Here is a 23,737-nt window from a genome sequence, read left to right as displayed (position 1 = left end):
CATCGCCCCATATCGTCTCTTATATCGGGCTTGGCCGGATTGTATCAGCTTGTCACCGGCGGGCCCGAAAGGCCGGGCACCGCCGGTGACAGGGTTTATTTTGCCGTGATCCTATGACCGTGCGGTCACAATCAGATCATGCCTTGCGCGGTCAGATACTTGATCAGTGTATCATAAACCTTCTGGGCATTTTCCGAACGACCGGCGACTTTTTCCCACTGGCTGGTGGCGATTTTACGGAATTTGTTGCGCTCCTCGGCCGACCAGTTGTGGATGGTCACACCGCCCTCGGCACGTGCCTTGGCAACGGCTTCCATGTCTTTCATCGCAAGCTGTGCGTCCATGTCGCGCGCCATATCGCGGACCGAAACCTCAAGGATGGTCTGAAGGTCTTCGGGCATTGAATCCCATTTCGCCTTGTTGACCGAAACTTCAAGCATCGGCATGGAATGGAAGCCCGGATAGACCGGATGTTTGGCAACATCGTGCAGGCCCATTGCCTGGTTGGTCGAGAATACGGTCGCATCCGCGGCATCAATCACTTTTTTATCAAGGGATGTGAAAACTTCGGACTGCGGAATGTTCACCGGCGACGCACCGGCCGCGGCAAAGACTTCCTGCACCATGCCTTCGGGGGCGCGCATTTTAAGGCCTTTAAGATCGGCAACACCGTCAAGTGGCTTGGACGAAACGAATGCTTCCAGACCCGGGGTTACAGCCCCGATGAAATGCAGACCATAGGGTTCAAGCATTTCATTCATCAGTTCCTTGCCGCCGCCATATTCGACGAAACGCAGCATTTCGGACGGTGCCGACCATGCGCCAACCGGGTTGGCGATCAGGCCGAATGCCGGGTCCTTGCCGGTGAAATAGCTGGTGTCGGTGATGTGACCATCGATGATGCCTGCGGCAATCGCGTCCTGGGTTTCGGCATGTTCGACGACCGAGTTGACCGGAAGCATTTCAACAGCAATACGTCCGCCCGACATTTTGCCAACGCGTGCGGCCCATTCCTGTTCGATGACGAAGTTCGGCACACCGGCCGCATCGCTTGACTGGACTTTAAGGGTGAATTCCTGTGCATTTGCGGCCAGCGGCGATGCCATCATCAGGCTGGCGGCAAGTGCGGTTCCGGCGAGTGTCTTGAACGATAGGGTCATTTGTCTTCTCCCTGGGTTACCGGTTTTCCGGCGGTCTTATGCGTTTTGGTGGATGGACTGTCGATTTCGCCTGCTGCAAGACGCGCAGCAATGGCCGAAACCACGGCTTCAATCGGGGCGTCGATGGAAACAGTCACGCTGATCTCGTCCGGCCCCAGCGGTTCGAGATCGGCCAACTGACTGTCAAGCAATCCGGGCGGCATGAAATGGCCGACCCGGCGATCCAGCCGGGACCGGATCACTTCGCGCGAACCGTCCAGAAAAACGAATGTTGCAGGTTCCATATGGTCCCGCAGAAAATCGCGATAACGCCGTTTCAGTGCCGAGCAGGCGATAAAGATTTTCGGCGTGACGGAACCGGTATCAATTCCAAGTGCGGCCTGTTTGGCCGCCGCACTGAGCGACGCCAGCCAAGGCCAGCGCATCTCGTCATTTAGCGGCATGCCGTTACGCATGTTTTCGACATTTTGCGGAGGATGATAATCGTCTGCGTCAAGCCACACACCATTGCAGGCGTTGGCAAGGCGTTGCGCGACCTCGGTTTTGCCCGATCCGCTGACACCCATCACGATGAGAAATTCGGCTTTGATGGCTGTTCCTCCCGCCACTTCATTTTCGACTTTTCTTTATGCGGGTCTTGCCCGTCATTGTTTGTTAGCGCTAACATAATGATAGCGCTAACATCGAGTCAACAGATATTGTGAAACCTGCGGATCGCGGATATGAGGAAGAAGGTATGAGAAGGGAAACATGAGAAAACGCAGAGGGGCCGGACGGCCGACCATCGCTGATGTAGCCGACAGGGCCGGTGTCAGCACGATCACCGTTTCACGGGCCTTGCGTGATCCGGCCAAGGTTTCCGAAGCATTGCGTGAACGTATTGATGCCGCGGTTCGCAAGCTTGATTACGTTCCCCATTCCCATGCCAGTGCGCTGGCATCTTCGCGTTCGAACATTGTTGGCGTGATCGTGCCGTCGCTGACCAACAACGTGTTTGCCGATACCCTGCGCGCGATTTATGACGAGCTCGAACAGGGACCGCTTCAGGTACAGCTTGGCAATTCGCGCTATGTCGCCGCCGAGGAAGAACGCCTGATCCGTATATTCCTGAGCCAGCGTCCGGCTGCCCTGATCGTTGCCGGTGGCGATCAGACCAAAGCAGCGCGCGCCTTGCTTGAAAAGGCAGATTGCCCGGTGGTCCAGATCATGGAAGTCGATCCGGACCCCATTGATATGATGGTTGGCTTTTCGCATTTCGAAGGCGGGCGGGCGGCCGGATATCACCTGTTGCAGCGCGGCTATCGCAGGATCGGTTTCATCGGCGCACGGATGGATCCGCGGTCGCGGCGCCGTATGGAAGGTTTTGCCGAAGCATTGCGTTCATCGGGGCGGTATGACTCGGAACTTTTCATGACAACAACCCGATCATCAAGCACGTCGCTGGGCGCGGAGCTGATCGGGGCGTTACGCGAAAAAAGGCCCGATATAGAAGCGGTTTTCTGCAACAACGATGACATGGCGCTGGGTGTTCTGTTCGGCTGCCAGCATGCCGGGCTGCGCGTGCCCGAAGACCTCGGCATCATCGGTTTCAACGATCTTGAAATGATGGCGGCGGCCTGTCCGTCACTGACCAGCATCCGGACAAACCGCTACGGGATCGGCAAGACGGCAGTTGATATGATCAGCGCAAGATTGGACGGGGAAGGTCCGGAAAACTGCGTTGTCGATCTTGGTTTCCAGTTGCAGGAACGTCAAAGCACCGCACGGCGGGCCTGATAGCCTGTTCTGATCGCGCCAGTTGCTAATCCCGATGGATCGGGAAACGCCCGGCAAGCTCGGCCACGAGTTCCTTTGGTCCCGAAATTCGCATGCATGTGCCTTCGGCATCGAACTGTCGGTCCAGAACGGTGATGCCATCCTGTGCGCAGGCCTGCTCCAGCGTTCCGGCATCGGAAAAACCGGCAAACAGGTCTGCTTCACCCTGCGGGACATAATCGATGACGTCGGCAACGCTGCAAACCGCATTGGCAGCACCGCTATAAGCCCGCACCAACCCGCCGGTGCCAAGTTTTACACCGCCAAAATAACGGGTGACGATCACCGCGACATTAATCAGGTCGCGCCCCTGAAGAACCTTGAGGCACGGAACACCGGATGTGCACGATGGCTCCCCGTCATCCTTGCCATGCTCGATCAACTGGTTTTCGTCATTCAGATACCGATAGGCCGTGACATGGTGATTGGCCTTGGGGTGGGCGACGCGCAATTCTGCAAGCCTTGTCGCGAGATGATCATAAGGGACCAGTTCGGCCAGAAAGCGCGATTTCTTTTCTTCGGTTTCGGCAAATGCGGGGCGGGTGACGGTTTTCATCACGACTGGATAGCAAAGGCAGGCGCATTGCACCAGCGTGCTAAAGTTTTACGACGGAGACAGCGCGAATTTGCCGATCAATATCGCCCCGAAAATAATCAGCATGACCAGAACCACCTTGCGGAAGGTTTCGGCATCCATTCGGTTGCGCACCGCACTGCCAAGTTTGGTGCCAGCGTAAACCGGAACCAGCCCGGCCAAGGATATCCAGACCGTTTCAAGCGTCATCAACCCCATCCGTGTCAGGCCAAATGCCATCACGATGCTTGAAAGGCTAAACGAGATATTGATGGCTTGGATAAAGCGTTTGGGATCAAGCCGCAATGACAGCAAAAAGGGTAGGACGGGCATGACCTGGGAACCGGTAATGCCATTCACCAGCCCCGTGGCAAAACCGGAAACCGGTGCCAGATAGTGCGCGACTTTATCCGATAAAGGTTTGCCATGACGAAACAGCGTGATGGCCCCGTAATTCATTAAAACCAGCCCGAGCACCGCACCGGCCAGTACGCTGTCAACCATGCCAAGCACGGCAAGACCAATCAAAAGCCCCGGGATGGTTGCCGCAAACATCGGCCAGAACCGGTTGACGGTTTCGCGGAAATGCCCGGCCTGGGCCATGATGATCGAATTGCTGACAAGCGACGGAATGATCACAAGCGGCATCCCGGCCTTGAGCCCAAGTCCAAGGGCCAGGATCGGCAGGGCGGATGTCGAAAACCCCAGGCCGGTTGCGCCTTTTACAAAGGCGGCCACAAAATAGGCGCAGGCAATAATCGCGATTGTTTCAATGGACATGGGGCTTCCGCAATGAGGTGTGGCGCGCGCAGTGTGCCGCGATATGGGGGATCGCGCAATTGAATGCTGATGACTATTTATCCTTAAAGTATTGGGCGTGCTTGCTGTGTCGTTTGACGGGATGTCTGGATTCGAAGGATTTTCATCGTCCTTGCGGGAACGGGCAACTCCCCAAATCCATCTGCAATTGGTAATTTGGGGTGGAACTTTGCGTGTTATTTGCGGCGATTGGCAAAAATTTGCGGGTTTTTCTTTGCGAATTGCACGGAAGGGGTGGAAATGCGGTTGCAAAACCCGTATCAAGTTTGGCCCGGTTGACAGCGCCGGTTGAATGGGCGGAAATCCGCTGTGACGCTGATTATATGGTATAGTAACGGCATGATGAACATGCCGGATTGAGAGGAAGCAAATGAGCAAGAGCTGGAGCATTGATAGCTGGCGCAACCTGCCTGTGAAGCAGATGCCGACTTATCCGGATGCACAGGCCCTCAAGGCCGTAGAGCAAGAGCTCGGCAGCTATCCTCCTTTGGTATTTGCTGGCGAAGCGCGCGCGTTGAAAGAAAAGCTTGGCGAAGTTGCCGAAGGCAACGCATTCCTGCTGCAGGGCGGGGACTGCGCCGAAAGCTTTAAGGAATTTCACCCGAACAACATCCGCGATACCTTTAAGGTCATGTTGCAGATGGCGGTTGTTCTGACCTATGGCGCGGCATGCCCGGTGGTCAAGGTTGGCCGCATGGCGGGGCAGTTCGCCAAGCCGCGTTCGTCGGATACGGAAACCATCGATGGTGTCGAACTGCCGAGCTATCGCGGTGACAATATCAACGGCATCGAGTTTACGTCCGAGGCCCGTGTTCCGGACCCGCAGCGTCAGATTCGCGCCTATAATCAGTCGGCATCGACCCTGAACCTGCTGCGTGCTTTCGCGCAGGGTGGTTTTGCCGATCTGAGCAAAATTCATCGCTGGAACCTGTCATTTGTCGATAACAGCCCCGCGGGTGAACGATATCGCAAGATGACGACCCAGATTGATGAGGCCGTTGCCTTCATGCAGGCCTGCGGCATTACCGCCGAAACCGCACCGCAGATGCGCGAGACGGATTTCTATACCTCGCACGAGGCGCTTTTGCTGGGTTACGAGCAGGCCCTGACCCGTCAGGACAGCCTGACCGGCGACTGGTATGACTGTTCGGCGCATATGTTGTGGATTGGCGACCGTACCCGTCAGCTTGACGGGGCGCATGTGGAATTCATGCGCGGTGTGAACAACCCGATCGGCATGAAATGCGGACCGACCACCGAAGAAGACGACCTGATCCGTCTGATCGATGCCCTGAACCCGAAAAACGAAGCCGGTCGCCTTACCCTGATCGCGCGTATGGGCGCAGGCAAGGTCGAGGATCACCTGCCCCGTCTGGTGAAGCGGGTCAAGGCAGAGGGCCGCAAGGTTGTCTGGTCCTGCGATCCGATGCATGGCAACACGATCAAGGCGGCGAACGGGTATAAAACTCGTCCGTTCGATGCGATCCTGTCGGAAGTCAAATCGTTCTTTGACGTGCACAAGGCCGAAGGTACCCATGCCGGTGGTGTTCATTTTGAAATGACCGGCACGGATGTGACCGAATGCATTGGCGGCGCACGTGAAGTGACCGTCGATAGCCTCTCGGATCGTTACCACACCCATTGCGATCCGCGCCTGAATGGCGGACAGGCGCTTGAGCTTGCGTTCCTGATGGCCGAAATGATCAAAAAAGAACGTGACAGCGTTCGTGCGGAACAGCTTGCTGCCTCGGCTTGATTTGATATGAAAGCTTGATATTTTTACGGGCGCTCAACTTGTGGGTGCCCGTTTTTGTTGTGGTAAGGAAATCGAGAAAGGTTACTGATCCCGTGAAGTTAGGCCCCATTTCTTCAGTCCGGAATTCCTCTCTCGATGATAGGAATATCTACCTTTCAACTCTTCTAGCTGTTGTGGCGTTAAAAGTTGCCGTATTGCTCTATTGGGGCCCTGGAATTGCTCCAGACAGCGGCGGATATATGAGCTACGGCGATATGATATTTGAGGATTCAAGCTGGTGGAATGATGCAGGCCTTTTGACTGGTGCGATGCCTATCACCGTTTTCAGAATGATGGGTTATCCTCTTTTTATTGGTTTTCTCAAAGTTCTGTCGCCGAATTTTTGGATGTGGACTGTTGTGCTGTGTCAAATTGCGCTCACAGCTGTGTCGCTAGTGTATCTTTCCAGATTGATTCACGAACTGAAATTGCGACCACTCATTGGCGTTTTTTGTATGCTTTCTGCTGGGTTTTCATATTCTTTGACACTTGATAACATGATTTTGACAGATAGTGTTGTTGCCAGCATCTTTGTAATTATTTTGAGCGCTAATGCTATTAGCAGTCTCCGTGGAGAGCCAATTAAATTTTTCCAATCATTTTTATTTGGGACTCTATTATCAATATCGTTTTTGTTTAGAGAGGGAGTCCTTGTGCTTTCCTCTCTCTTTGTTATTCCGTTGGTAATAAGAGTAATTTTGACAAAGTCGCGTCATTTCAGGTCCTGTCTTGCTGGTACTGTTTTCTTTGCTCCCCTACTGATTATTTCACAAATATATATTCACTGGAACGAAACGCGCACTGGATCCAGATTTATAACAACGGGTGGACAAACCGTTTATCTTCAAGGTCTTGCTGACGCAGCTCGGAATGACGAGAGAATATTCTCCGGTCAGAAAGTGATAGATGTTACTGCACGCGAAAATTTTGTTGAATTTGATTTTTCAGAAGTGCTCGCCATACAGAAGAGCCTTTTTTCTCAAGGCTATGAAGCGCCTGAATTAGCGATGATTTCTAAGGAAAAATACTTTCAAACATGGGCAGAATATCCGCTATCGATGCTCAGAATGACGATTGGTCATCTTCGCGAAAGATTTGTACTCCTTACTTTTCGTCCTTTAGCCTCCTTGCGGGAGACTGGCTTCTGGATAAAAGGTGAACGCCCATGGGGCGACTATAACGTGCTTAAATCGAGGGTCTTTGATGGGCTAGGAGCATTTTCTCTATTCACCTTGGAAAGTGTGGAGCGTTTCATTGCAATTGTTGTTACGCTCGCCTTCGTCATTGTTCCTGTTGTTTGGTTTGTGCGGTTATGCCTTGGCAAGAAATCCAATAAAGGTGAGGTGTTGGTATGTTGCTCGCTTTGGTCAGTTTATTTTGGCGTTATGGCCTCGCATGCCTTGGTTCATATTGAACCGCGATACCTTGCACCAGTTTTGCCATTTTCGATCGTTGTCGGGGCCTTTTGCCTGCAGAATTTGGTCGGTAGAAAGGGGCGCCAAGAACTTACATCCTGATGTCATCTGCTGGATTATGTATCCATTTTTTTCCCGCCAGGAAATGAAGTGGTGAGGCGATGATAATTACAATAAAAGGTGCCAAGACCGGAGGAACATCAAGTTTTAACGCGAACCACATTAATACGGCAAAAATCGTAGAATAACCGGCGTAAATGAGAGCCGCGGTAGCCGCATTTCTGATGGTAAGCTTGGCTTTGAATACAAAAGGCGCCATCATTCCTACTTGAATAATGAATGAAGCGATTAATGCGCAAATGTACGCCAACATCGGTGCTAGAATTTGCAAAGCAAGCAGATAGGTTGAGTACGATACAAGCGTCGTGAGTGCACCAACGCCGACAAATTTAGATATTGAAGTCATTGTAGTTCATAGCTTTTCAATATAGCGCCCCAGACAAAACGATACACATGGTACATTCTTGAGTGTGTGTATAAAGATGGGGCGCGATATACTCTCTCAGTTCAGAAAACTAACAATGTCCAGCTTTCATACCACTCTCTCAGTGCTAAATTCTTTAACTCGCGACCTTAGCTGGCAGAGCGATGAGCTGCATATTGAAGCGATAGCCATGTCCATATGAAAAAACGGTTATCACTTTTACCGTTTTTATGATCATGCCATTGTTTTCGAGCAAAAGAATTGTCTATTCCCGCGATACCAATTGCAGTGCTGACTTCTGGGGTGTTTTTCAACCAGTCTGCCAGTGGAATTCCAAAGCCTTTCTTCTTGCGATAAATAATCTCGTGAGGAAGAAGTGGCTCCATTGCTTTTTTCAGCAAAAATTTCCTTTTCCCGTTTCGTAGTTTGAAGTGTGACGGCAGGTTACAGCAGAAATCCACCAGATCATTGTCCAAAAATATAGCGCGTGTTTCGAGTGAACACATCATTGAGGCGCGATCAACTTTCGTTAAAATATTGTTCTGCAAATATAAGATTGTAAAAAAGTTCAAAAGCCGATCAACCCTATCGGCGGCAGGAGAACTGTCCCAGATTTCCATAGCTTCGCTGTAGAGCTCCTCAAGGGGAAGTGGTGTCTCGAAGAAGCTTGCGATCTGATCAGGAGGCAATGGAGCCATCCAAACAGGGGCCCAAATGGACTCAGGATAAGACAAGCCCGACAGGGTCCGCCGCAACTTGAAATCAAGGCTCATATTGCGCCCGGATTTTGGAAGTGCATTTGCTAGAGATTTAAAAAGTTTATGAGCAAGACCGGGGATGTACTTGCTGTATAGGTGTGCAGGCTTAAGGGCCACAAAAGGATCGTATCCTGCGAAAAGTTCGTCTCCTCCGTCCCCCGATAGGGCGACCGTCACATGCTCTTTGGTGAACTTGCTTAACATGTATGTCGGCATCAACGAGGCGTCGCAGATCGGCTCATCGAGTTGACTTAATATTTGAGGGATCAAGTTCTGAGCGTCATTCATGCTGAGGAGTTTCAAATGATGCTCTGATCCTATAAATTCGGCAACCTTCCCGGCGTATTCTGACTCGTCATAAGACCTCTCGTTAAACCCAATAGTGAACGACGAAATTTCATTTGGGCTTTTCAGTTTTGCAGCAGTGCTTAAAATAGCACTTGAGTCCAGTCCGCCGCTTAGAAATATCCCTAGGGGAACATCGCTGACGAGGCGTCGGTCAACGGAGCGTAAAATCAATGCTCTTAATTGTTCTGCTAGTATGTCGTCATCAGCAGAAGTCAAATCGTTGTTCGGAGATAAAGAGAATTCCCAGTATTTTACGACAGAGAATTCAAGAGACGCCATATTCACGGTCATATAGTGACCTGGAATGAGTTTGAATACGTTATCTAATAGAGTATTGGGGGCTGGAATATAACCGTATGCAAACAGTTTTTGCATACCTCGGTCTGACACGGTTGGCCTTAGCCGCGAATGTTTTGACAGACTCTTCAATTCACTTGAAAATGCAAAGAAGTCTGGATTTGGAGTATAAAATAGGGGCTTTTCTCCAAATCTATCTCTGGCAAGATATAGTTGCTGCCTATCTTTATCAATAATTGCAAAAGCAAACATACCATTCAGACGTTTGGCGAGTTCAAGTCCCCAATGTCTGTATCCGTGTAAGAGCACCTCTGTATCGGAGTGCGAAGACAGAAATACGAAACCTGCATCTTCGAGTTCACTTCGAAGTTCGTCGCAATTATATATTTCGCCGTTGTAAACAATGCCAGTTGAGCCCGTTGTGTCCCACATTGGTTGAGCTCCACCGTCAATATCTCTAACGGCTAATCGACGGTGACCCAGATAAACATGTTTGCTTTCGTCGACGTGAAAGCCTTCGCCATCTGGACCTCTGTGTGCCAATGCGGTTGTCATTGCAAGTATGTCGGCATGATCCCCACGGCCAATGAACCCAGTAATTCCGCACATTTATTCGCTCTCGAGGTTTACTGTGTCGCGAACTAGGTAAGCTCTCCTATCTTGGGACTCAAAGTAGGTTCTCACGATCATCTCTGCTAAGAGTCCCAATAGAATGCACATGATGCCAACCAAAAGTGTCATCGTGACAAGCAGTGGCAAAGGAGTTTCTATCATTGATGTGTTTTCAAAAAGCTTCAGCCAGATCATCCAGATTGCGCTAAAAAAAGATAAGCAAAGAGATACTAGGCCTATGCCACCAAAAACATAAATTGGTTTTACAAAATGACGATCCAAGAACTTGACGACCAACAGGTCAAGCAGGACCTTAGCAATACGTTCTAGTCCGTACTTTGATTTACCAAACTGACGTTGATGATGTGTTACAGGGATTTCACAAACCCTAGCCCCCATCCATGTGGCATAAACGGGAATGAATCTGTGCATTTCCCCATATAGTCTGATGCCTTTGACAACATCTTTTTTATACGCCTTCAGCGTGCAACCATAGTCATGCAGATGAACTCCGGAAATTTTAGAGATCATGCGATTTGCTATTCGGCTAACCAAGTTTCTTCGAATGGCCGCATCTTGTCGATCTTTGCGCCACCCGGAAACAACATCGAAGCCTTCCTCTATTTTGCAGAGTAGGCGGGGAATATCGTTGGGGTCATTTTGCAGGTCAGCATCAATTGGGATAATAATTTCACCGCTTGCATGGTCGATGCCAGCCATCATAGCTGCAGTCTGTCCGTAATTTCTTCTGAAATTTACGATTTTGAGTTCGCTGCGCGTCTGTGCCTGTTTTTGCAACAGTGACATAGAGTTATCTGAACTGCCATCATTGATGCATACGATTTCAAATGACTTATTCAGATTATCCAAAACGGGAAAAAGTTTTTCACAGAGCAGTTGTATGCTTTCCTCCTCATTGTATATTGGGACAATGACGGAAATCTCCGGTTCCACGCGCACTTTATTTTTCCCCTTTTGCACCTGTGTTGTTCCCCTGTCATATTGTTGTTGATAGCAGATCTGCTGCTGCTGACTATCAAAAAGTCACAAGAGTTTTCCAATATAGAAATAGGGGAAGATTCGCAAAACTTTTGATGCAAGTTTGGTGACTTCGTTTTTTTGAAAAGAATTTTTCTTGCCGGTTTTTGAGATTTGTTTGATTTGCTCTTGGAGAGAAAATCCAGGGTGAACAGTATGCTTAGCCCTTTTGACGGTGTGCTCTTAATTGATTCTAGTACACAAACCGCATTTTCCCTCTACACCTCGAGGCAGAACATCCTTAAGTATAGAGGGTCGCGGAACGATATCGCGGGACTTTTGGGGAAGGGGTCGCACGAAACATGGTGGATGAGGCGGATTTCGCCGCATGGCAGAAAAAAGTGGAGGGAACCAACATTTCCTCGACCACGCTGCTTGCGACCGATTACCTGAACCATTTCAATGAAATCGTGATGCTTCTGGAAATGGTTCCGGACATGCCGGACATGATTGAGGACTGCAAGGAATGGGCGCCGAAAAGCTATCAGGACCATTTCCGTGACAGTGCCTTTTCCGACAAGGAACTGGCGATTGAGGCCTATGAGCATGTGCCGGCTCGTTTCCGCCGCCCATTCGAGGAAACCATCGAGCATATGAACGCCATCGTGTTTCGCGCTAACGAGCAGCTTGATGCGCTGATTGCCGAGGGTAATGAAGACCTTTTACGCGAAACTGCCAGTACGGTGACATTGTCCCTGCAGCGTTTCATGGATGTCGCAAGTGGCATCATCCATGGGTCGGCCAAAACCATGAGCCAGGATGAAATTGACGCTGCACTGGCGCTGTAAAAATTCCGCATAAAAAAGGCCGGGTGTTTTATGTTTCCCGGCCTTCGCATTGTCGGATTGCTCGATCAATCCATCATATCGGCCAGTTCCGCATCAAGCGTTTCGATTTCACCACGCAGTTTTGGCAGGATATCGGTGCGTGCAGCCGCGACCTGCTGTTTCATGTTTTCAATGGCGCGACGGGAATAGCCGTTGGCCGACTGTTGCTGGAACAGACTGGTCATCTGGGCTTCGATACCGGTATAGAAACGACGCACGCCAGTAATGATTTCCGGATGGACCTCGAACGTACGCGGTGAATAACGCATCGTCGACCAGACCATATCGTCAAGCCGATGCGTCGCTTCTGGCGTCAGTTCGCGGGCGTGCCATTTCATCGGGGCTTCGGGATATTCCGCGATCCATTGTTCTACACGCTCGATATTGTCGACAAACTCGGCCTCAAGCGATTTTTCCAGATAGCTGACATCCGACAGACTTTGATAGCGGTCGAAATCAACCGCAATCCGGAAGCCTGCAAAGCTTGCCAGATACACACCAAGAACCGTTGATGCCAGAATGATGCACTGGGTGAACCAGAATTCGATATTGGGTTTGCCGCTGACGCTAAGAAAGCGGAACGGGGATAAAAAGAGACGCATTATTCTGATCCTTCCGGAGCTTCGTATTCGTCGTAGATTGTTGATTGCCCTTCGAGGGCATCGACATAGCGTTCGAAAGCTGTCTGTAGCGGTATCGGTTCACCAAGCGGCAGATTGCGGTCCGCGACCATTTTATTAAGGCGTCGCACGCGATCCATTGGATGAGGGTGCGTGCCGAGATAATCAAGCATGCTCTCATCCTCCTGCATCATTGCAAGCTTGGCAAAGGTGGTTGCGACATCGGTGGCATGGCCATATTTCGCCATGACGATATCGAGCCCCCATTTATCGGCATCAAGTTCCTGGGATCGGGAATAATCCAGATCGGCCAGCATTTTCGGCCAACCGGCGATCCAGGTGGTCAGAACCGCATCGACCTGGAACATCATCGCCGACAGGGCAACGCCAACCGCCTGCCGCCCTAGCCCTTCAAGATGATCACGGCCATTATAATGGCCGATTTCATGACCAAGGATGGATAACAGTTCGTTTTCGGTATCGACCAGTTCAAGCATGCCGGTATGCACAAGGATCAGCCCGCCGGGCAGGGCGGCGGCATTTGGCGTGTCATCGGGGATGATGACAACTTCGAAATCATAGGCCGCAGCCGGGCCAAGGGCTGATTTCGGGATCGAGTTGATCAGATCAAGGATATAGCGTTCCGGCAGGCTGCGTTGATCATCGCTGCGGCGTTCGGTGATGTAGTCGCCTTCAAGATCGGACCAGATGGCGATTTCATCCTCGATCGAAATCTGGCGGGTTGCCCATTCGACAGCAAAGCCGCTGGCAGCGTAAATGCCCCAGCAGATAAACAGAAACGCCGCACTTGCCGATGTAAATTCAACCAGCAGGTTTTTATGGCTGATATTGATGCCATCATCAGGCAGGGCGGACGGAAATCCGCCGCTGGGGCGTTTGTCGGTATAAAGGGCCGTGCCCGAAACCATCATTTCAACCATGCCGCGGCCAAGCTGGGCGGTGGTCATGCGGATGCCGGTAATGTGGGATGCGCCCTTGGCGTCGGTCCGCATGCGCAGCATGGCTTCGCGTTTGGCACGCGTGATGGTGGCTTCGTGTGCCCCCAATCGGCCGCCAACGAAAATGCGCAGACGCGCAAGCAGATTGCGGAAGCGGTCTTCGCCGATCACAACCTTGCCGGTGACCATTCTGCTGTAACGCAGAACGATGTCTTCGGGGACATGGTCCTCGGTGCTCAGGTGCTGATTTGGCAAAAGCTGCTCGTCACGGCGCAGGGCGCGTTCGTGGGCGGCTTCAGCCAGACGGCCTGTCACAAAGGCGATCCCGATCAGGATCATTAGCATGATCCCCGGAACAAATAGTTCCTGCATTGGAGAAGACTCCGGGGATTATTTCAGGCGAACAGCCGTGCCATAGGCAAAGATTTCAGCCGCCTTGTATGCGACCTGCGATGTGGAAAAATGCACATCAACAACCGCATCGGCATCCATCACACCGGCCTGTCTGATCAGGCGTTCGATGGCCTCGGTCTGAGCCTGTTCTAGAAGGCGGGTATAAGAACGCACTTCGCCGCCAAACAGGTTTTTGAAAAAGGCAAAAATATCAAACAGGAAGCTTCGGCTGCGAACCGAACTGCCAAATACGATGCCTAGATTTTCGCTGATTTCACGGCCCGGAATATGGGATATTGTCACGACCGGCAATTCTGCCGCCGTGTTTTGGTTTTTCGTCATTGGTTTGCTCGTCTCAAATTATTGTTTTTGGTGCCGATTTTTCGGCTGGCGCAATAAAGCCACTTTGAGAACGTATTGCAAGCGATTATCAAGTGACGGTGAATGAAGTTGCGATGACAGTGCAAAAATACGGCATTGTTGCCGATGCAGTGCTGCTATCGCGCATTCGGCAATTGACACCAAACCGGACGCCTCCTATTCCAACATCATGACAAATATGCTTGCCATCGCAATTGCCCAGCTTAACCCCATTGTCGGCGACGTTGCCGGGAATGCCGAGAAAGTTGTGGCTGCCTGGGAAACTGCGGCTGTTCAGGGCGCGGATATTGTCCTTTATTCCGAACTGGTTCTGTCGGGCTATCCGCCCGAGGATCTGGTAATGAAGCCTGCCTTCATGCGCCATCTGCGCCATGCGGTCGATGATATCTGCGAACGCACCAAGGCCCTCAAAAACGGCCCGGCCCTGTTGTTAACGACACCGTGGGACATTGACGGGGAACGCTTTAACGCGGTTCTTCTGATCGATCAGGGCAAGATCGAAACGGTTCGGGCGAAAAACGACCTGCCGAATTATGGCGTGTTTGATGAAAAGCGCGTCTTTAGCGCCGGACCGATGCCCGATGTCGTGTCCTTCCGCGGGGTGAAACTTGGTGTGCCGATCTGCGAGGACGTCTGGACGCCAAAGGTTATCGCCCATCTGAAAGATCGCGGAGCGGAAATTTTCCTGGTGCCGAACGGATCACCGTTCGAGGCCGACAAGGGTGATCTGCGTCGTAACCTGATTGCGGACCGGGTACGTGAATCCGGCGTTCCGATGATTTACTGCAACGAGGTTGGTGGCCAGGACGAACTGGTGTTTGACGGCGGTTCGTTTGGCCTTAACGGTGACGGTTCCTTGGCCGTGGCCCTGCCGGGCTTTGCCGAGGATGTCGTCACCAGCACATGGTCGCGCGGTGAAGACGGCGGGTGGTGGTGCGATGCAAATGCACCAAAGGCCGATTATCCAAGCGGGCTTGATGCAATTTACCAGACACTGGTTCTGGGGCTTCGGGATTATGTGAACAAAAACCGGTTCCCTGGTGTTGTGATTGGGATGTCGGGGGGGATTGATAGCGCGCTTTCGGCGGCCATTGCTGTTGATGCGCTGGGGGCGGATCGGGTGCGGCTGGTGATGATGCCGTCTCCCTATACGTCACGCGAAAGCCTTGAGGATGCCGAACAATGTGCCGGGATGTTGAAAACCGGCATTGAAAGCATCAATATCGGGCCTGCCATGGGTGCATTCGAACAGATGCTTGGCCCGGCATTCGAAGGCCGTGATCCGGACATTACCGAAGAAAACATTCAGGCCCGTTCACGCGGGATCATCCTGATGGGGCTTTCAAACAAGTTCGGCCATATGGTTCTGACGACGGGTAACAAGTCGGAAATGTCGGTCGGCTACGCCACGCTGTATGGTGACATGTGCGGTGGCTATTCGGTTTTGAAGGACCTTTACAAAACGACTGTGTTTGCGCTTTGCCATTGGCGTAATGCCCATCATCCGGCGAGCGCGCTTGGTCCGGACGGCATTGTGATCCCGGAACGGATCATTACCAAGCCGCCATCGGCCGAACTGCGCCCGGATCAGAAAGACGAAGATAGCCTGCCGCCTTATGACGTTCTTGATGATATCCTTCATCAGATGATTGAAGGCGAACGGTCTGTTTCCGAGATTGTCGAAAGCGGCCATGACGAGGCCACGGTGCGCCGGGTCTGGCGGTTGCTGGATCGGGCGGAATATAAACGCCGACAGGCACCACCCGGGGTCAAGATTACTCCGCGTGCCTTTGGCCGCGACCGCCGCTATCCGATTACCAACGGTTTCACGAATTTAGTGACCTGAAAAAAAAGTTTGAAATGACAAAACCTGTCCTGCGATTTGCACCCAGCCCGACCGGGCTTCTTCACGTCGGTAATGCCCGCGTTGCCATGATGAACTGGCTTTATGCCCGTAAACATGGCGGCGAGTTCATCCTGCGTTTTGACGATACCGATCCGGTCCGTTCCAAAGACGAATATGTCGATGCGATCCGTGAAGACCTGAAATGGCTTGGTATCGACTGGGACCGCGAAGAACGTCAAAGCCTGCGTCAGGACAAATATGACGCGGCGATTGACGACCTGAAATCGCGCAACATGCTTTATCCGTGCTATGAAACCGAAGGCGAACTGAACTGGAAACGCAAGGCCGCCCGCCAGCGTCACCAGCCCTTCATCTATGACCGCAAGGCATTGACGCTTTCGGATGATGAAATCGCCCATCTTGAGGCGGAAGGGCGCAAACCGCATTGGCGCTTCCTTCTGACCGATGGCGTGGTTGAATGGGATGACCTGACGCGCGGGATTTGCACGTTTGATACCGAACATGTGTCCGATCCGGTTCTGATCCGCGAAGACGGATCGCTGCTGTATATGCTTGGCTCCGTGGTTGATGACCTTGAAATGGGTGTTACCCATATTATCCGCGGCGAGGACCATGTGACCAATACGGTGTCGCAGATCCTGCTTTATATGGCGATGGGTGGTAAGCCCGGTGCGCTTGAATTTGCCCATATGCCGCTTCTGGCAGGGCCGGGTGGTTCGCAGCTGTCGAAACGTCTGGGCAGCCTTTCGCTGCGTGAATTGCGCAATGACGGGTTCGAGGTCGCATCACTTGTCGGGCTTCTGACCGGGCTTGGTGCATCGGACAAGATCGAACCTGCGACGCTTACCGAAGTGCTTGGGAAATTCGATCTGTCGCATTATGGCCGTTCGACCCCGAAATTCGATCCGGCGGAACTTGCCAGCCTGAACGAAAAAGTCATTCATGACATGTCGTTTGAAACGGCAAAGCCAAAGCTTGAGGCCCTTGGCCTGGGCGGCGCGCCTGAAGAATTCTGGAATGCGGTGCGCGGTAATTGCTGGCGCGTGGCAGAAGCGGTTGAATGGTGGGATGTCATCACCAAGCAGGTCATCCCGCAGATCGACGATGCCGATGCGGAATTTTTAAAACAAGCGGCCGATATGCTGCCCGAAGGCGCCCTTGACACAACCAGCTGGAAAGCATGGACCGGTGCGATCAAGGATGCGACCGGCCGCAAGGGCAAGGATCTTTTCATGCCGCTTCGCAAGGCGTTGACGGGGCGTGAACATGGCCCGGAAATGTCGGCGATGCTGGTTCTGATCGGACGTGAAAAGGCGTGTGAGCGGCTTTGTGGAAAGGCGGTCTAAAGCAAACAGCTTTGACCGCCGGAAATACCCGCAAACCCGAAAACACAAGCCATATGGACCGAAAACATGACCAAGACCACATTGCGTATCTATGACACCTTAAGCCGCGAAAAGCAGGTGTTCGAGCCGATCGATGCCAACCATGTCCGGCTTTATGTCTGCGGCCCGACGGTTTACGACTATGCCCATGTCGGTAATGCTCGGCCTGTTGTGGTGTTTGATACGCTGGTGCGTGTATTGCGCCATATCTATCCAAACGTGACCTATGTGCGCAACGTGACCGACGTTGATGACAAGATCAACGAACGTGCCCGCCAAAGTGGCGAGCCGATTTCGGAAATCACCAAACGCACCCATCAGGCCTATCTGGATGATATGGGCGCGCTTAATGCCGCCAAGCCCGATATCGAACCGCGCGCGACCGAACATATCGCCGAAATGATCGCGATGTGCGAAAGCCTGATCGAACAGGGCTTTGCCTATGCCGCCGAGGGGCACGTGCTGTTTTCCGTTGGCCAGTATGAAGAATACGGCAAACTGTCGCGTCGCGACCGCAAGGAAATGATCGCCGGTGCCCGGGTTGAAGTCGCCCCCTATAAAAAGGACCCGGCGGACTTTGTGCTTTGGAAACCATCCGATGACGAGACGCCGGGCTGGGAAAGCCCATGGGGCCGCGGACGTCCGGGCTGGCATATTGAATGCTCTGCCATGTCGACGCGCTATCTGGGCGCGAATTTCGACATTCATGGCGGCGGATCGGATCTGGTTTTCCCGCATCATGAAAACGAAATCGCGCAAAGCTGCTGCGCGAACAAGGGTTCTAGTTACGCCAAATACTGGATGCATAACGGCCATCTGATGGTCGAAGGTGAAAAGATGTCCAAGTCGCTTGGCAACTTTGTCACCGTGCATGAATTGCTCGAAAGCTGGCCGGGCGAGGCGATCCGTCTGGCGATGCTGGGAACCCACTATCATCAGCCGATCAACTGGACCGAAGAAAACCTGCGTCAGGCCAAAGAGGCGCTGGACCGGTTCTATACCGCCCTTCGTCAGACCACCGATATCGAACCGGAAAACACCCCGGTGCCGGAATCGGTTCTGAACGCGCTGTGTGATGATCTTAATACGCCGCTTGCGATTTCGGAATTCCATGAACTGGTGACCGAACTTAACAAGGCGACAAAGAAATACGATAAGGCCGAAGCCAAGGGCCGTGTTCTGGCGGCGGCAAAGTTGCTGGGGATTCTGGAAAATGATCCGGAAGCCTGGTTCACCGGTTCTGCCAATGAAGACGAAGCTGCCGAGATTAACAGTCTGATCCAGCAGCGTGCCGAAGCGAAGAAAAACCGCGACTTTGCCACCGCCGATCAGATCAGAAACGATCTTTTGGCGCGTGGTATCCTGCTTGAAGACTTCAAGGACGGTACGAGCTGGAAGCGCGTTTGATCCGTCGCATTTGAATTGGAAAAGGCACCGCCGGGAGACCTGCGGTGCCTTTTTTCTTTAAGTGGCGGTGGCGTCCAGTTCGTCAAACAGTTCCTGTGCGGCATTCAGGCCGTTGATCGCGGCAGGAAGACCGCCATAAACCGCCATCTGCCAGATCGCTTCGATGATTTCTTCGCGCGTTGCCCCGGCAGCAAGAGAATGTTTGATATTGACCTTAAGCTGCGGTGCGGTTTGCCCGCCCAGAACCGTCAGGGCGGAAATCGTGCAAAGCTGACGGGTTTTCAGATCAAGGTTGGGCCGCGCGTAATGACGGCCATAGGCCCATTCAACAAGACTTTCGGCAAATCCGGGCACCAGGGTATCGTATTTTTCGGCCAAGGCGCCTTCAAGCGGCGGGTTCAGACGTGCGACAACATCGCGCCCGGCATCGAGCGCGCTTTTATGTTCAGCCATAAGGGGCTCCTGTAAGGTATTTTTGGGGTCAGGCCGTTTTCTTGCGACCGATTTCGTCGTAATTGGCGATTTTGTAATCGAGCACTTCGAGGGTTTCGGTCAGTTCGGCGATTTTCTGGGCCAACCCGGTCCGATAGATTTCAAGAAGTTCGCGCCGTTCGCCAACTGTTTGTTCGCCTTCGCTGCGCAGACGGGCAAACCGGACCCGGTCGCGGATTGGCATGCCAAGATCCTTAAGCCGGCTTATGAAAGTCAGCCAATCGAGAATTTCCGGGTCATAGTACCGTCGACCGCCCGCATCGCGAGATGGTTTGGGCACAAGACCGATTTTTTCGTAATAGCGCAGCGTGTGAATGGGCAAACCGCTTTTGGCCGAGACTTCACCAATCATCATGTCGGTCACCTTTCAGCTTGGGGAACTTTCAAAAGGCTAGCTGCTGGAGTGTACTTTAGGTCAAGCGTAAATTTTTTGCCAGTTTGTGCAACAGCTTGCAGTTGCGCAGACATGACATTCTGACCACCTTCTATCCTGTGACCGGTTCGAAACGACAATGTTGGGATTGCGATGTTTTTACTGGGTCGACGGAATTTCCTGCGCGGTGCGACGGCAATTGGCGCAACAGCGGGCTTTGGCGCGATCAAGCCGCTTTGGGCGCAAACGCTTGATAATCGTGCGGTGCTTGATGTGATCAAAAAGCCGATCCCGTCAACGGGTGAAATGATCCCGGCGGTTGGTCTGGGTAGCTGGATCACGTTTAATGTCGGTAATGATCCGGTTTTGCGTGACCAATGCGCCAATGTCATGCAGGCCTTTTTTGACGGAGGCGGACGTATGATCGACAGTTCGCCGATGTATGGATCGTCCCAGGATGTGATTGGTTACGGGCTTGATAAACTGGGAGCGCGTGATCGGGTATTTTCAACCGACAAGGTCTGGACATCGGATGACGGTGCAGAACAGATCGCCGAAACATCCGATTACTGGAACATCGAAAAGTTTGACCTGTTGCAGGTCCATAATCTGGTGGGGATCAACGACAATCTGCCGCTTCTGTTCGATATGAAGGATGCCGGACGACTGCGTTATGTCGGCGTGACGACGTCGCATGGCAGGCGTACCGATGATCTGATCGCGGTGATGAAAAACACGCCGCTTGATTTCGTACAGGTCACCTATAACCCGGTGGATCGCAAGGTCGAGGGTTACCTGCTGCCGCTGGCCTTGGAACGCGGGATTGCCGTGATCGTCAACCGACCGTTTCAGGGCGGCCATCTGATTGATCGGCTTGAAGGTGAAAAACTGCCGGAATTTGCCGCCGAGATCGAAGTACGAAGCTGGGCGCAGTTGATCCTGAAGTATCTGATTTCCCATCCGGCGGTGACCTGTCCGATCCCGGCAACGACACAGCCGATGCACGCCATGGAAAACATGCAGGCGGCCACCGGCCCAATGCCCGATGACGACATGCGCCAACGTATTGCTGCCGTGATCGGGGTTCTGTGATGAGCGAGTGGTGGAGCTACAGTCTGGCAGATTTTCTGCTATTTTCGCCGCGCGTTTATTACCGGCTGTTTGAAACGCTGAATACCACATGGTGGCTTGCGGTTACCGCCGCATTGGTAGCAGGGATCATCACCTTTGGCCTTTCCGTCCGGCACGGCAATCGCGGCAACCGGGTGGCGCTTGTACTGTTGGCGATGATCTGGGGCTGGGTGACTGCGGGCTTCCTTTGGTATTATTACCAGCCGATCAACTGGATAATCCCTTATTTCATTCCGGCATTTATCACAGAGGCATTGTTGATGGTGATGTTTGCCGCGCGCCGGATGCCGTTGCGATTTGGCTGGCGCGGTGATTTTTCCAGCATTGCCGGGGTGGTGATGACCGTGATTGCGATTTTCGTCTATCCCTTTGTCGGTCTGATCGAAGGGCGCGACCTGATACAGGCGGAACTGTTTGGCAGTGCCGCCGATCCGACGGTAATCGGGACGCTTGGCTTTATCCTGCTGGCGCGCGGGTCGTGGCGCTGGGTCCTGTTGCCTGTGCCGTTGGTGTGGTGTGTACTGTCCAGCGGGACATTATGGGTGATGGACCAGAATATCGCGCTGCTGCCCCTGATTGCTGTCTGGTTGACGGTGCTTGGCGGCTGGATGGATCAGAAAAGCGGAGTCACCCGCCGGTCATTGCTTGATACCGGCGGGGATGACTAGAGTTCGTGTCGCGCGATTTAACGCCCGGCAAGCAGGCGAATACCAACCGCGGCAAAGAACACACCCAGCAAACCATTGATCCAGCGCGCCGCGCGACGATACAGCGAAATCGCCGGTGCGGTCGAAAAGGCGGTGGCATAGGCGAAATGCACAAGTGTTGAAATCGTGCCACAGCCAATCACGATCACCCATCCTACCCAAAGTGGCGTGCCATCGGCAAAGCCGATGGAGATGATGGCAATCCATGTCAGGATTGCCTTGGGATTTGTCAGGTGAAGGCTCAGCCCACGACTGAAATACCCGACCGGCGAGATGGTTTTATTGTCGCGCGGAATGGCATCGCCAGCCGGTTGGGCGGGTCGGAAAGCAGAACGAAATGCCTTGAAAGCCAGCCATAAAAGATAAATCCCGCCGGCAATGCGAATGATGGTCATGGCATCGGCCCAGCTTGCCAGAAGGGCGGACAGACCCGTCAGGGTCAGAATGCCAATGCAAAGCGAACCTGTTCCGATCCCGATGGCAAAGCAATGACCGGCACGGCGCCCGCGTTCAAGCGAGACACCCATCAGACCCAGCAAGGCAGGGCCTGGGCTGATCAAGCCCATAAGAAGGGCGGCATAGGCAAGAAATATCCCCGGCAAATAGGGGGCGATATCGGCAAAGTCGATCATGGGGCGATCCTTTGTCAAACATGGTGGCAAACATGCCGTGGTGGCGGCATGAAAACTGTACGCCCCGGTTGTAGTTCTGTCGAGAATGCAAAAGCCCCGGTGCGAAAGGCAACCGGGGCTTTGGATGATCATATCCGATGACGGTATCAGTCTTCAAAAATGACTTCGTCGTCGGCAACCTCGACCTGACGGGCGATTTCGGACAATGCCTGTTCGAAAACTTCGGGCGGATGGCCGCCGGAAATGGCGTATTTGCCGTTCACGACATAGGTCGGAACCGATGAAATACCGGCATTGCGGAATTCTTCCTCTTCGGCGCGGACTTCCTTGGCGAACATGTCGCTGCCAAGAATTTCGTCTGCCTTTTCCGGTGACAGACCAACCTCCTCGGCGGCGCGTTTGATCACGCCGTGATCGCCGGGATTTTCGCCTTCCTGGAAATAGGCGCGGAACAGGGCCAGTTTCAGTTCGGTCTGTTTGCCTTCCTTGCCCGCCCAATAAAGCATCCGGTGCGCATCAAAGGTATTGTAGATGCGGCTGTCCGAGCTAAAGCGGATGTCAAAGCCGACATTTTCACCCATCATCGAAATACGGTCGCGATTTTCCGCACTTTGATCCGGGGTCAGGCCGTATTTTTCCTTGATATGTTCCGACAGGTTCTGGCCTTCGGGACCCATATCCGGGTTCAGTTCGAACGGGTGCCAGCGCAGTTTGATGTCGACCTGACCGTCCAGACGCTCAATCGCCTGTTCAAGGTTTTTGTAGCCGATGATGCACCAGGGGCAGACAACGTCGGAGACGATATCGATCTGCATCGGGATGCCGTTGCTCATGAATTGTGCCTTGTCTTATGAATATCTGGATGGGTCACACATAAGCGGTATGAAGCCAAACGCAAGGACAGAAATGCGCGGGCTTAAAAGAAACGGCCTGTCCGGGGGAGACAGGCCGTCATATGTGCAACAACTCGGCGGGGGGAGGTAGATTAATCATCTAATCCGAGTTTCGGGGTGTGCACGTGGGACGCTTCTGATGGCAGCGCGGCCAACAGGGGAGGCGAATTTCAATCCATGCCGTCGATATTCTGGCGACGGGCGTTGTCGACCATATATTCGGCAAAGGTTTCAAGGGTAGGACAGGACCAGTCTGCCGCCGTTTTTTCGCCGTCACGTTCCCATTGACCGTACCAGCGGTCATCAGGTTCGAGAAAGATCGTGTAAGCGGCGAAACGGTCGGACGCCGTCCAACTGTTTTTGCCAGCACGGTGCCAAGTCAGACCCGCAAGCAGCATAACGTCAAAATCTTCGGCGGCTTTCAATGCCATCTTGGTGTCCCTATCCATGCGAAGCCCGAAGAAATGGGGGTGTATTCCCAGTCACTTCACAATGTATGGTAGAGTTAATCATTACTACCATGCCTTTACAACCATTCAGGGGGACAGGTTTGCT

Annotated in this window: 24 protein-coding genes; 9 read left to right on the top strand and 15 right to left on the bottom strand. The window is 52.8% G+C overall.

Going from position 1 to position 23,737, the window contains the following annotated elements; genetic code table 11:
• Positions 1-131 precede the first annotated feature (131 nt).
• Together AUP42_RS18130 and AUP42_RS18125 are read right to left on the bottom strand one after the other, a co-directional pair.
• Complete coding sequence (locus tag AUP42_RS18130) at positions 132-1,160, bottom strand: TRAP transporter substrate-binding protein (RefSeq protein ID WP_062952963.1); 1,029 nt, start codon at positions 1,158-1,160, stop codon at positions 132-134.
• On the bottom strand, positions 1,157-1,768 hold the full coding sequence (locus tag AUP42_RS18125; protein ID WP_062952962.1) for a gluconokinase: 612 nt from the start codon (positions 1,766-1,768) through the stop codon (positions 1,157-1,159). The genes AUP42_RS18130 and AUP42_RS18125 overlap by 4 nt, the downstream gene beginning before the upstream one ends.
• A 142-nt stretch (positions 1,769-1,910) precedes the next feature.
• Here AUP42_RS18125 and AUP42_RS18120 point away from each other — a divergent pair, with 142 nt between their 5' ends.
• Positions 1,911-2,936 (top strand): LacI family DNA-binding transcriptional regulator, encoded by a 1,026-nt coding sequence (locus AUP42_RS18120; RefSeq protein WP_062952961.1) that lies wholly within the window; start codon positions 1,911-1,913, stop codon positions 2,934-2,936.
• Between the two features lie 25 nt (positions 2,937-2,961).
• Here the strand turns inward: AUP42_RS18120 and AUP42_RS18115 are convergent, their stop codons facing one another.
• Both AUP42_RS18115 and AUP42_RS18110 read right to left on the bottom strand, forming a co-directional pair.
• The gene (locus tag AUP42_RS18115; protein WP_062952960.1) at positions 2,962-3,531 is read right to left on the bottom strand and encodes an IMPACT family protein; all 570 of its coding nucleotides are present in this window, start codon (positions 3,529-3,531) and stop codon (positions 2,962-2,964) included.
• A 48-nt stretch (positions 3,532-3,579) separates the two neighbouring features.
• Positions 3,580-4,329: a sulfite exporter TauE/SafE family protein gene (locus AUP42_RS18110; protein ID WP_062952959.1), complete on the bottom strand. Its 750-nt coding sequence runs from the start codon at positions 4,327-4,329 to the stop codon at positions 3,580-3,582.
• 409 nt (positions 4,330-4,738) lie between these two features.
• Between AUP42_RS18110 and AUP42_RS18105 the strand changes: the two genes are divergently transcribed.
• On the top strand, positions 4,739-6,124 hold the full coding sequence (locus AUP42_RS18105; protein WP_062952958.1) for a class II 3-deoxy-7-phosphoheptulonate synthase: 1,386 nt from the start codon (positions 4,739-4,741) through the stop codon (positions 6,122-6,124).
• Between the two features lie 92 nt (positions 6,125-6,216).
• Positions 6,217-7,680, top strand: coding sequence for a hypothetical protein (locus tag AUP42_RS18100; RefSeq protein ID WP_062952957.1), 1,464 nt, complete (start codon positions 6,217-6,219; stop codon positions 7,678-7,680).
• Here the strand turns inward: AUP42_RS18100 and AUP42_RS18095 are convergent.
• The 3 genes from AUP42_RS18095 to AUP42_RS18085 form a co-directional block, all read right to left on the bottom strand.
• Positions 7,670-8,044 carry a GtrA family protein gene (locus AUP42_RS18095; protein ID WP_062952956.1) on the bottom strand — a complete coding sequence of 125 codons (375 nt, stop codon included), beginning with the start codon at positions 8,042-8,044 and terminating at the stop codon, positions 7,670-7,672. The two genes, AUP42_RS18100 and AUP42_RS18095, sit on opposite strands and share 11 nt — an antisense overlap.
• Positions 8,045-8,211: 167 nt before the next feature.
• Complete coding sequence (gene asnB / locus AUP42_RS18090; RefSeq protein WP_062952955.1) at positions 8,212-10,074, bottom strand: asparagine synthase (glutamine-hydrolyzing); 1,863 nt, start codon at positions 10,072-10,074, stop codon at positions 8,212-8,214.
• Positions 10,075-11,058, bottom strand: a complete 984-nt coding sequence (locus AUP42_RS18085) for a glycosyltransferase family 2 protein (RefSeq protein WP_231858339.1) — start codon at positions 11,056-11,058, stop codon at positions 10,075-10,077.
• 359 nt (positions 11,059-11,417) lie between these two features.
• On the opposite strand from AUP42_RS18085, the gene AUP42_RS18080 reads away from it, so the two are divergent.
• Positions 11,418-11,903, top strand: a complete 486-nt coding sequence (locus AUP42_RS18080) for a hypothetical protein (RefSeq protein ID WP_062952954.1) — start codon at positions 11,418-11,420, stop codon at positions 11,901-11,903.
• Positions 11,904-11,968: 65 nt separating this feature from the next.
• Here AUP42_RS18080 and AUP42_RS18075 read toward each other — a convergent pair whose 3' ends face one another.
• From AUP42_RS18075 to AUP42_RS18065, 3 genes are read right to left on the bottom strand one after another with little or no spacing between them, the layout of a single operon-like run.
• A complete protein-coding gene (locus tag AUP42_RS18075; protein WP_062952953.1) occupies positions 11,969-12,544 on the bottom strand; it encodes a hypothetical protein in 576 nt (191 codons plus the stop codon).
• A complete protein-coding gene (locus AUP42_RS18070; RefSeq protein WP_062952952.1) occupies positions 12,544-13,893 on the bottom strand; it encodes a M48 family metalloprotease in 1,350 nt (449 codons plus the stop codon). Before AUP42_RS18070 ends, AUP42_RS18075 begins: the two co-directional genes overlap by 1 nt.
• A gap of 18 nt (positions 13,894-13,911) precedes the next feature.
• The gene (locus AUP42_RS18065) at positions 13,912-14,256 is read right to left on the bottom strand and encodes a YbjQ family protein (protein ID WP_062952951.1); all 345 of its coding nucleotides are present in this window, start codon (positions 14,254-14,256) and stop codon (positions 13,912-13,914) included.
• A 208-nt stretch (positions 14,257-14,464) separates the two neighbouring features.
• Here AUP42_RS18065 and AUP42_RS18060 point away from each other — a divergent pair, with 208 nt between their 5' ends.
• The 3 genes from AUP42_RS18060 (at position 14,465) to cysS (ending at position 18,954) form a co-directional block, all read left to right on the top strand.
• Positions 14,465-16,141 (top strand): NAD+ synthase, encoded by a 1,677-nt coding sequence (locus AUP42_RS18060; RefSeq protein WP_062952950.1) that lies wholly within the window; start codon positions 14,465-14,467, stop codon positions 16,139-16,141.
• Positions 16,142-16,155: 14 nt separating this feature from the next.
• The gene (locus tag AUP42_RS18055; RefSeq protein WP_062952949.1) at positions 16,156-17,508 is read left to right on the top strand and encodes a glutamate--tRNA ligase; all 1,353 of its coding nucleotides are present in this window, start codon (positions 16,156-16,158) and stop codon (positions 17,506-17,508) included.
• Between the two features lie 66 nt (positions 17,509-17,574).
• Positions 17,575-18,954, top strand: coding sequence for a cysteine--tRNA ligase (cysS, locus tag AUP42_RS18050; protein ID WP_062952948.1), 1,380 nt, complete (start codon positions 17,575-17,577; stop codon positions 18,952-18,954).
• 57 nt (positions 18,955-19,011) lie between these two features.
• Here cysS and AUP42_RS18045 read toward each other — a convergent pair whose 3' ends face one another.
• Both AUP42_RS18045 and AUP42_RS18040 read right to left on the bottom strand, forming a co-directional pair.
• On the bottom strand, positions 19,012-19,407 hold the full coding sequence (locus AUP42_RS18045; RefSeq protein WP_062952947.1) for a carboxymuconolactone decarboxylase family protein: 396 nt from the start codon (positions 19,405-19,407) through the stop codon (positions 19,012-19,014).
• 28 nt (positions 19,408-19,435) lie between these two features.
• On the bottom strand, positions 19,436-19,801 hold the full coding sequence (locus AUP42_RS18040) for a MerR family transcriptional regulator (protein ID WP_062952946.1): 366 nt from the start codon (positions 19,799-19,801) through the stop codon (positions 19,436-19,438).
• A gap of 171 nt (positions 19,802-19,972) precedes the next feature.
• On the opposite strand from AUP42_RS18040, the gene AUP42_RS18035 reads away from it, so the two are divergent.
• Together AUP42_RS18035 and AUP42_RS18030 are read left to right on the top strand one after the other, a co-directional pair.
• The gene (locus tag AUP42_RS18035; protein ID WP_062952945.1) at positions 19,973-20,911 is read left to right on the top strand and encodes an aldo/keto reductase; all 939 of its coding nucleotides are present in this window, start codon (positions 19,973-19,975) and stop codon (positions 20,909-20,911) included.
• Positions 20,911-21,618 (top strand): DUF6064 family protein, encoded by a 708-nt coding sequence (locus tag AUP42_RS18030; protein ID WP_062952944.1) that lies wholly within the window; start codon positions 20,911-20,913, stop codon positions 21,616-21,618. Before AUP42_RS18035 ends, AUP42_RS18030 begins: the two co-directional genes overlap by 1 nt.
• 17 nt (positions 21,619-21,635) lie before the next feature.
• On the opposite strand, the gene AUP42_RS18025 is transcribed toward AUP42_RS18030, so the two are convergent.
• From AUP42_RS18025 to AUP42_RS18015, 3 genes are all read right to left on the bottom strand, one after another.
• A complete protein-coding gene (locus AUP42_RS18025) occupies positions 21,636-22,289 on the bottom strand; it encodes a LysE family translocator (RefSeq protein ID WP_062952943.1) in 654 nt (217 codons plus the stop codon).
• Positions 22,290-22,435: 146 nt separating this feature from the next.
• Complete coding sequence (locus AUP42_RS18020; RefSeq protein ID WP_007091292.1) at positions 22,436-23,122, bottom strand: DsbA family oxidoreductase; 687 nt, start codon at positions 23,120-23,122, stop codon at positions 22,436-22,438.
• 230 nt (positions 23,123-23,352) lie between these two features.
• Complete coding sequence (locus AUP42_RS18015) at positions 23,353-23,613, bottom strand: hypothetical protein (RefSeq protein WP_062952942.1); 261 nt, start codon at positions 23,611-23,613, stop codon at positions 23,353-23,355.
• Between the last annotated feature and the right edge of the window lie 124 nt (positions 23,614-23,737).

Origin of the sequence: Thalassospira lucentensis, from assembly GCF_001613805.1 — a bacterium.
GTDB lineage: Bacteria > Pseudomonadota > Alphaproteobacteria > Rhodospirillales > Thalassospiraceae > Thalassospira > Thalassospira lucentensis_A.
The sequence above is the reverse complement of the archived record's forward strand: the minus strand, read 5'-3'. Positions and strand labels throughout refer to the sequence as shown.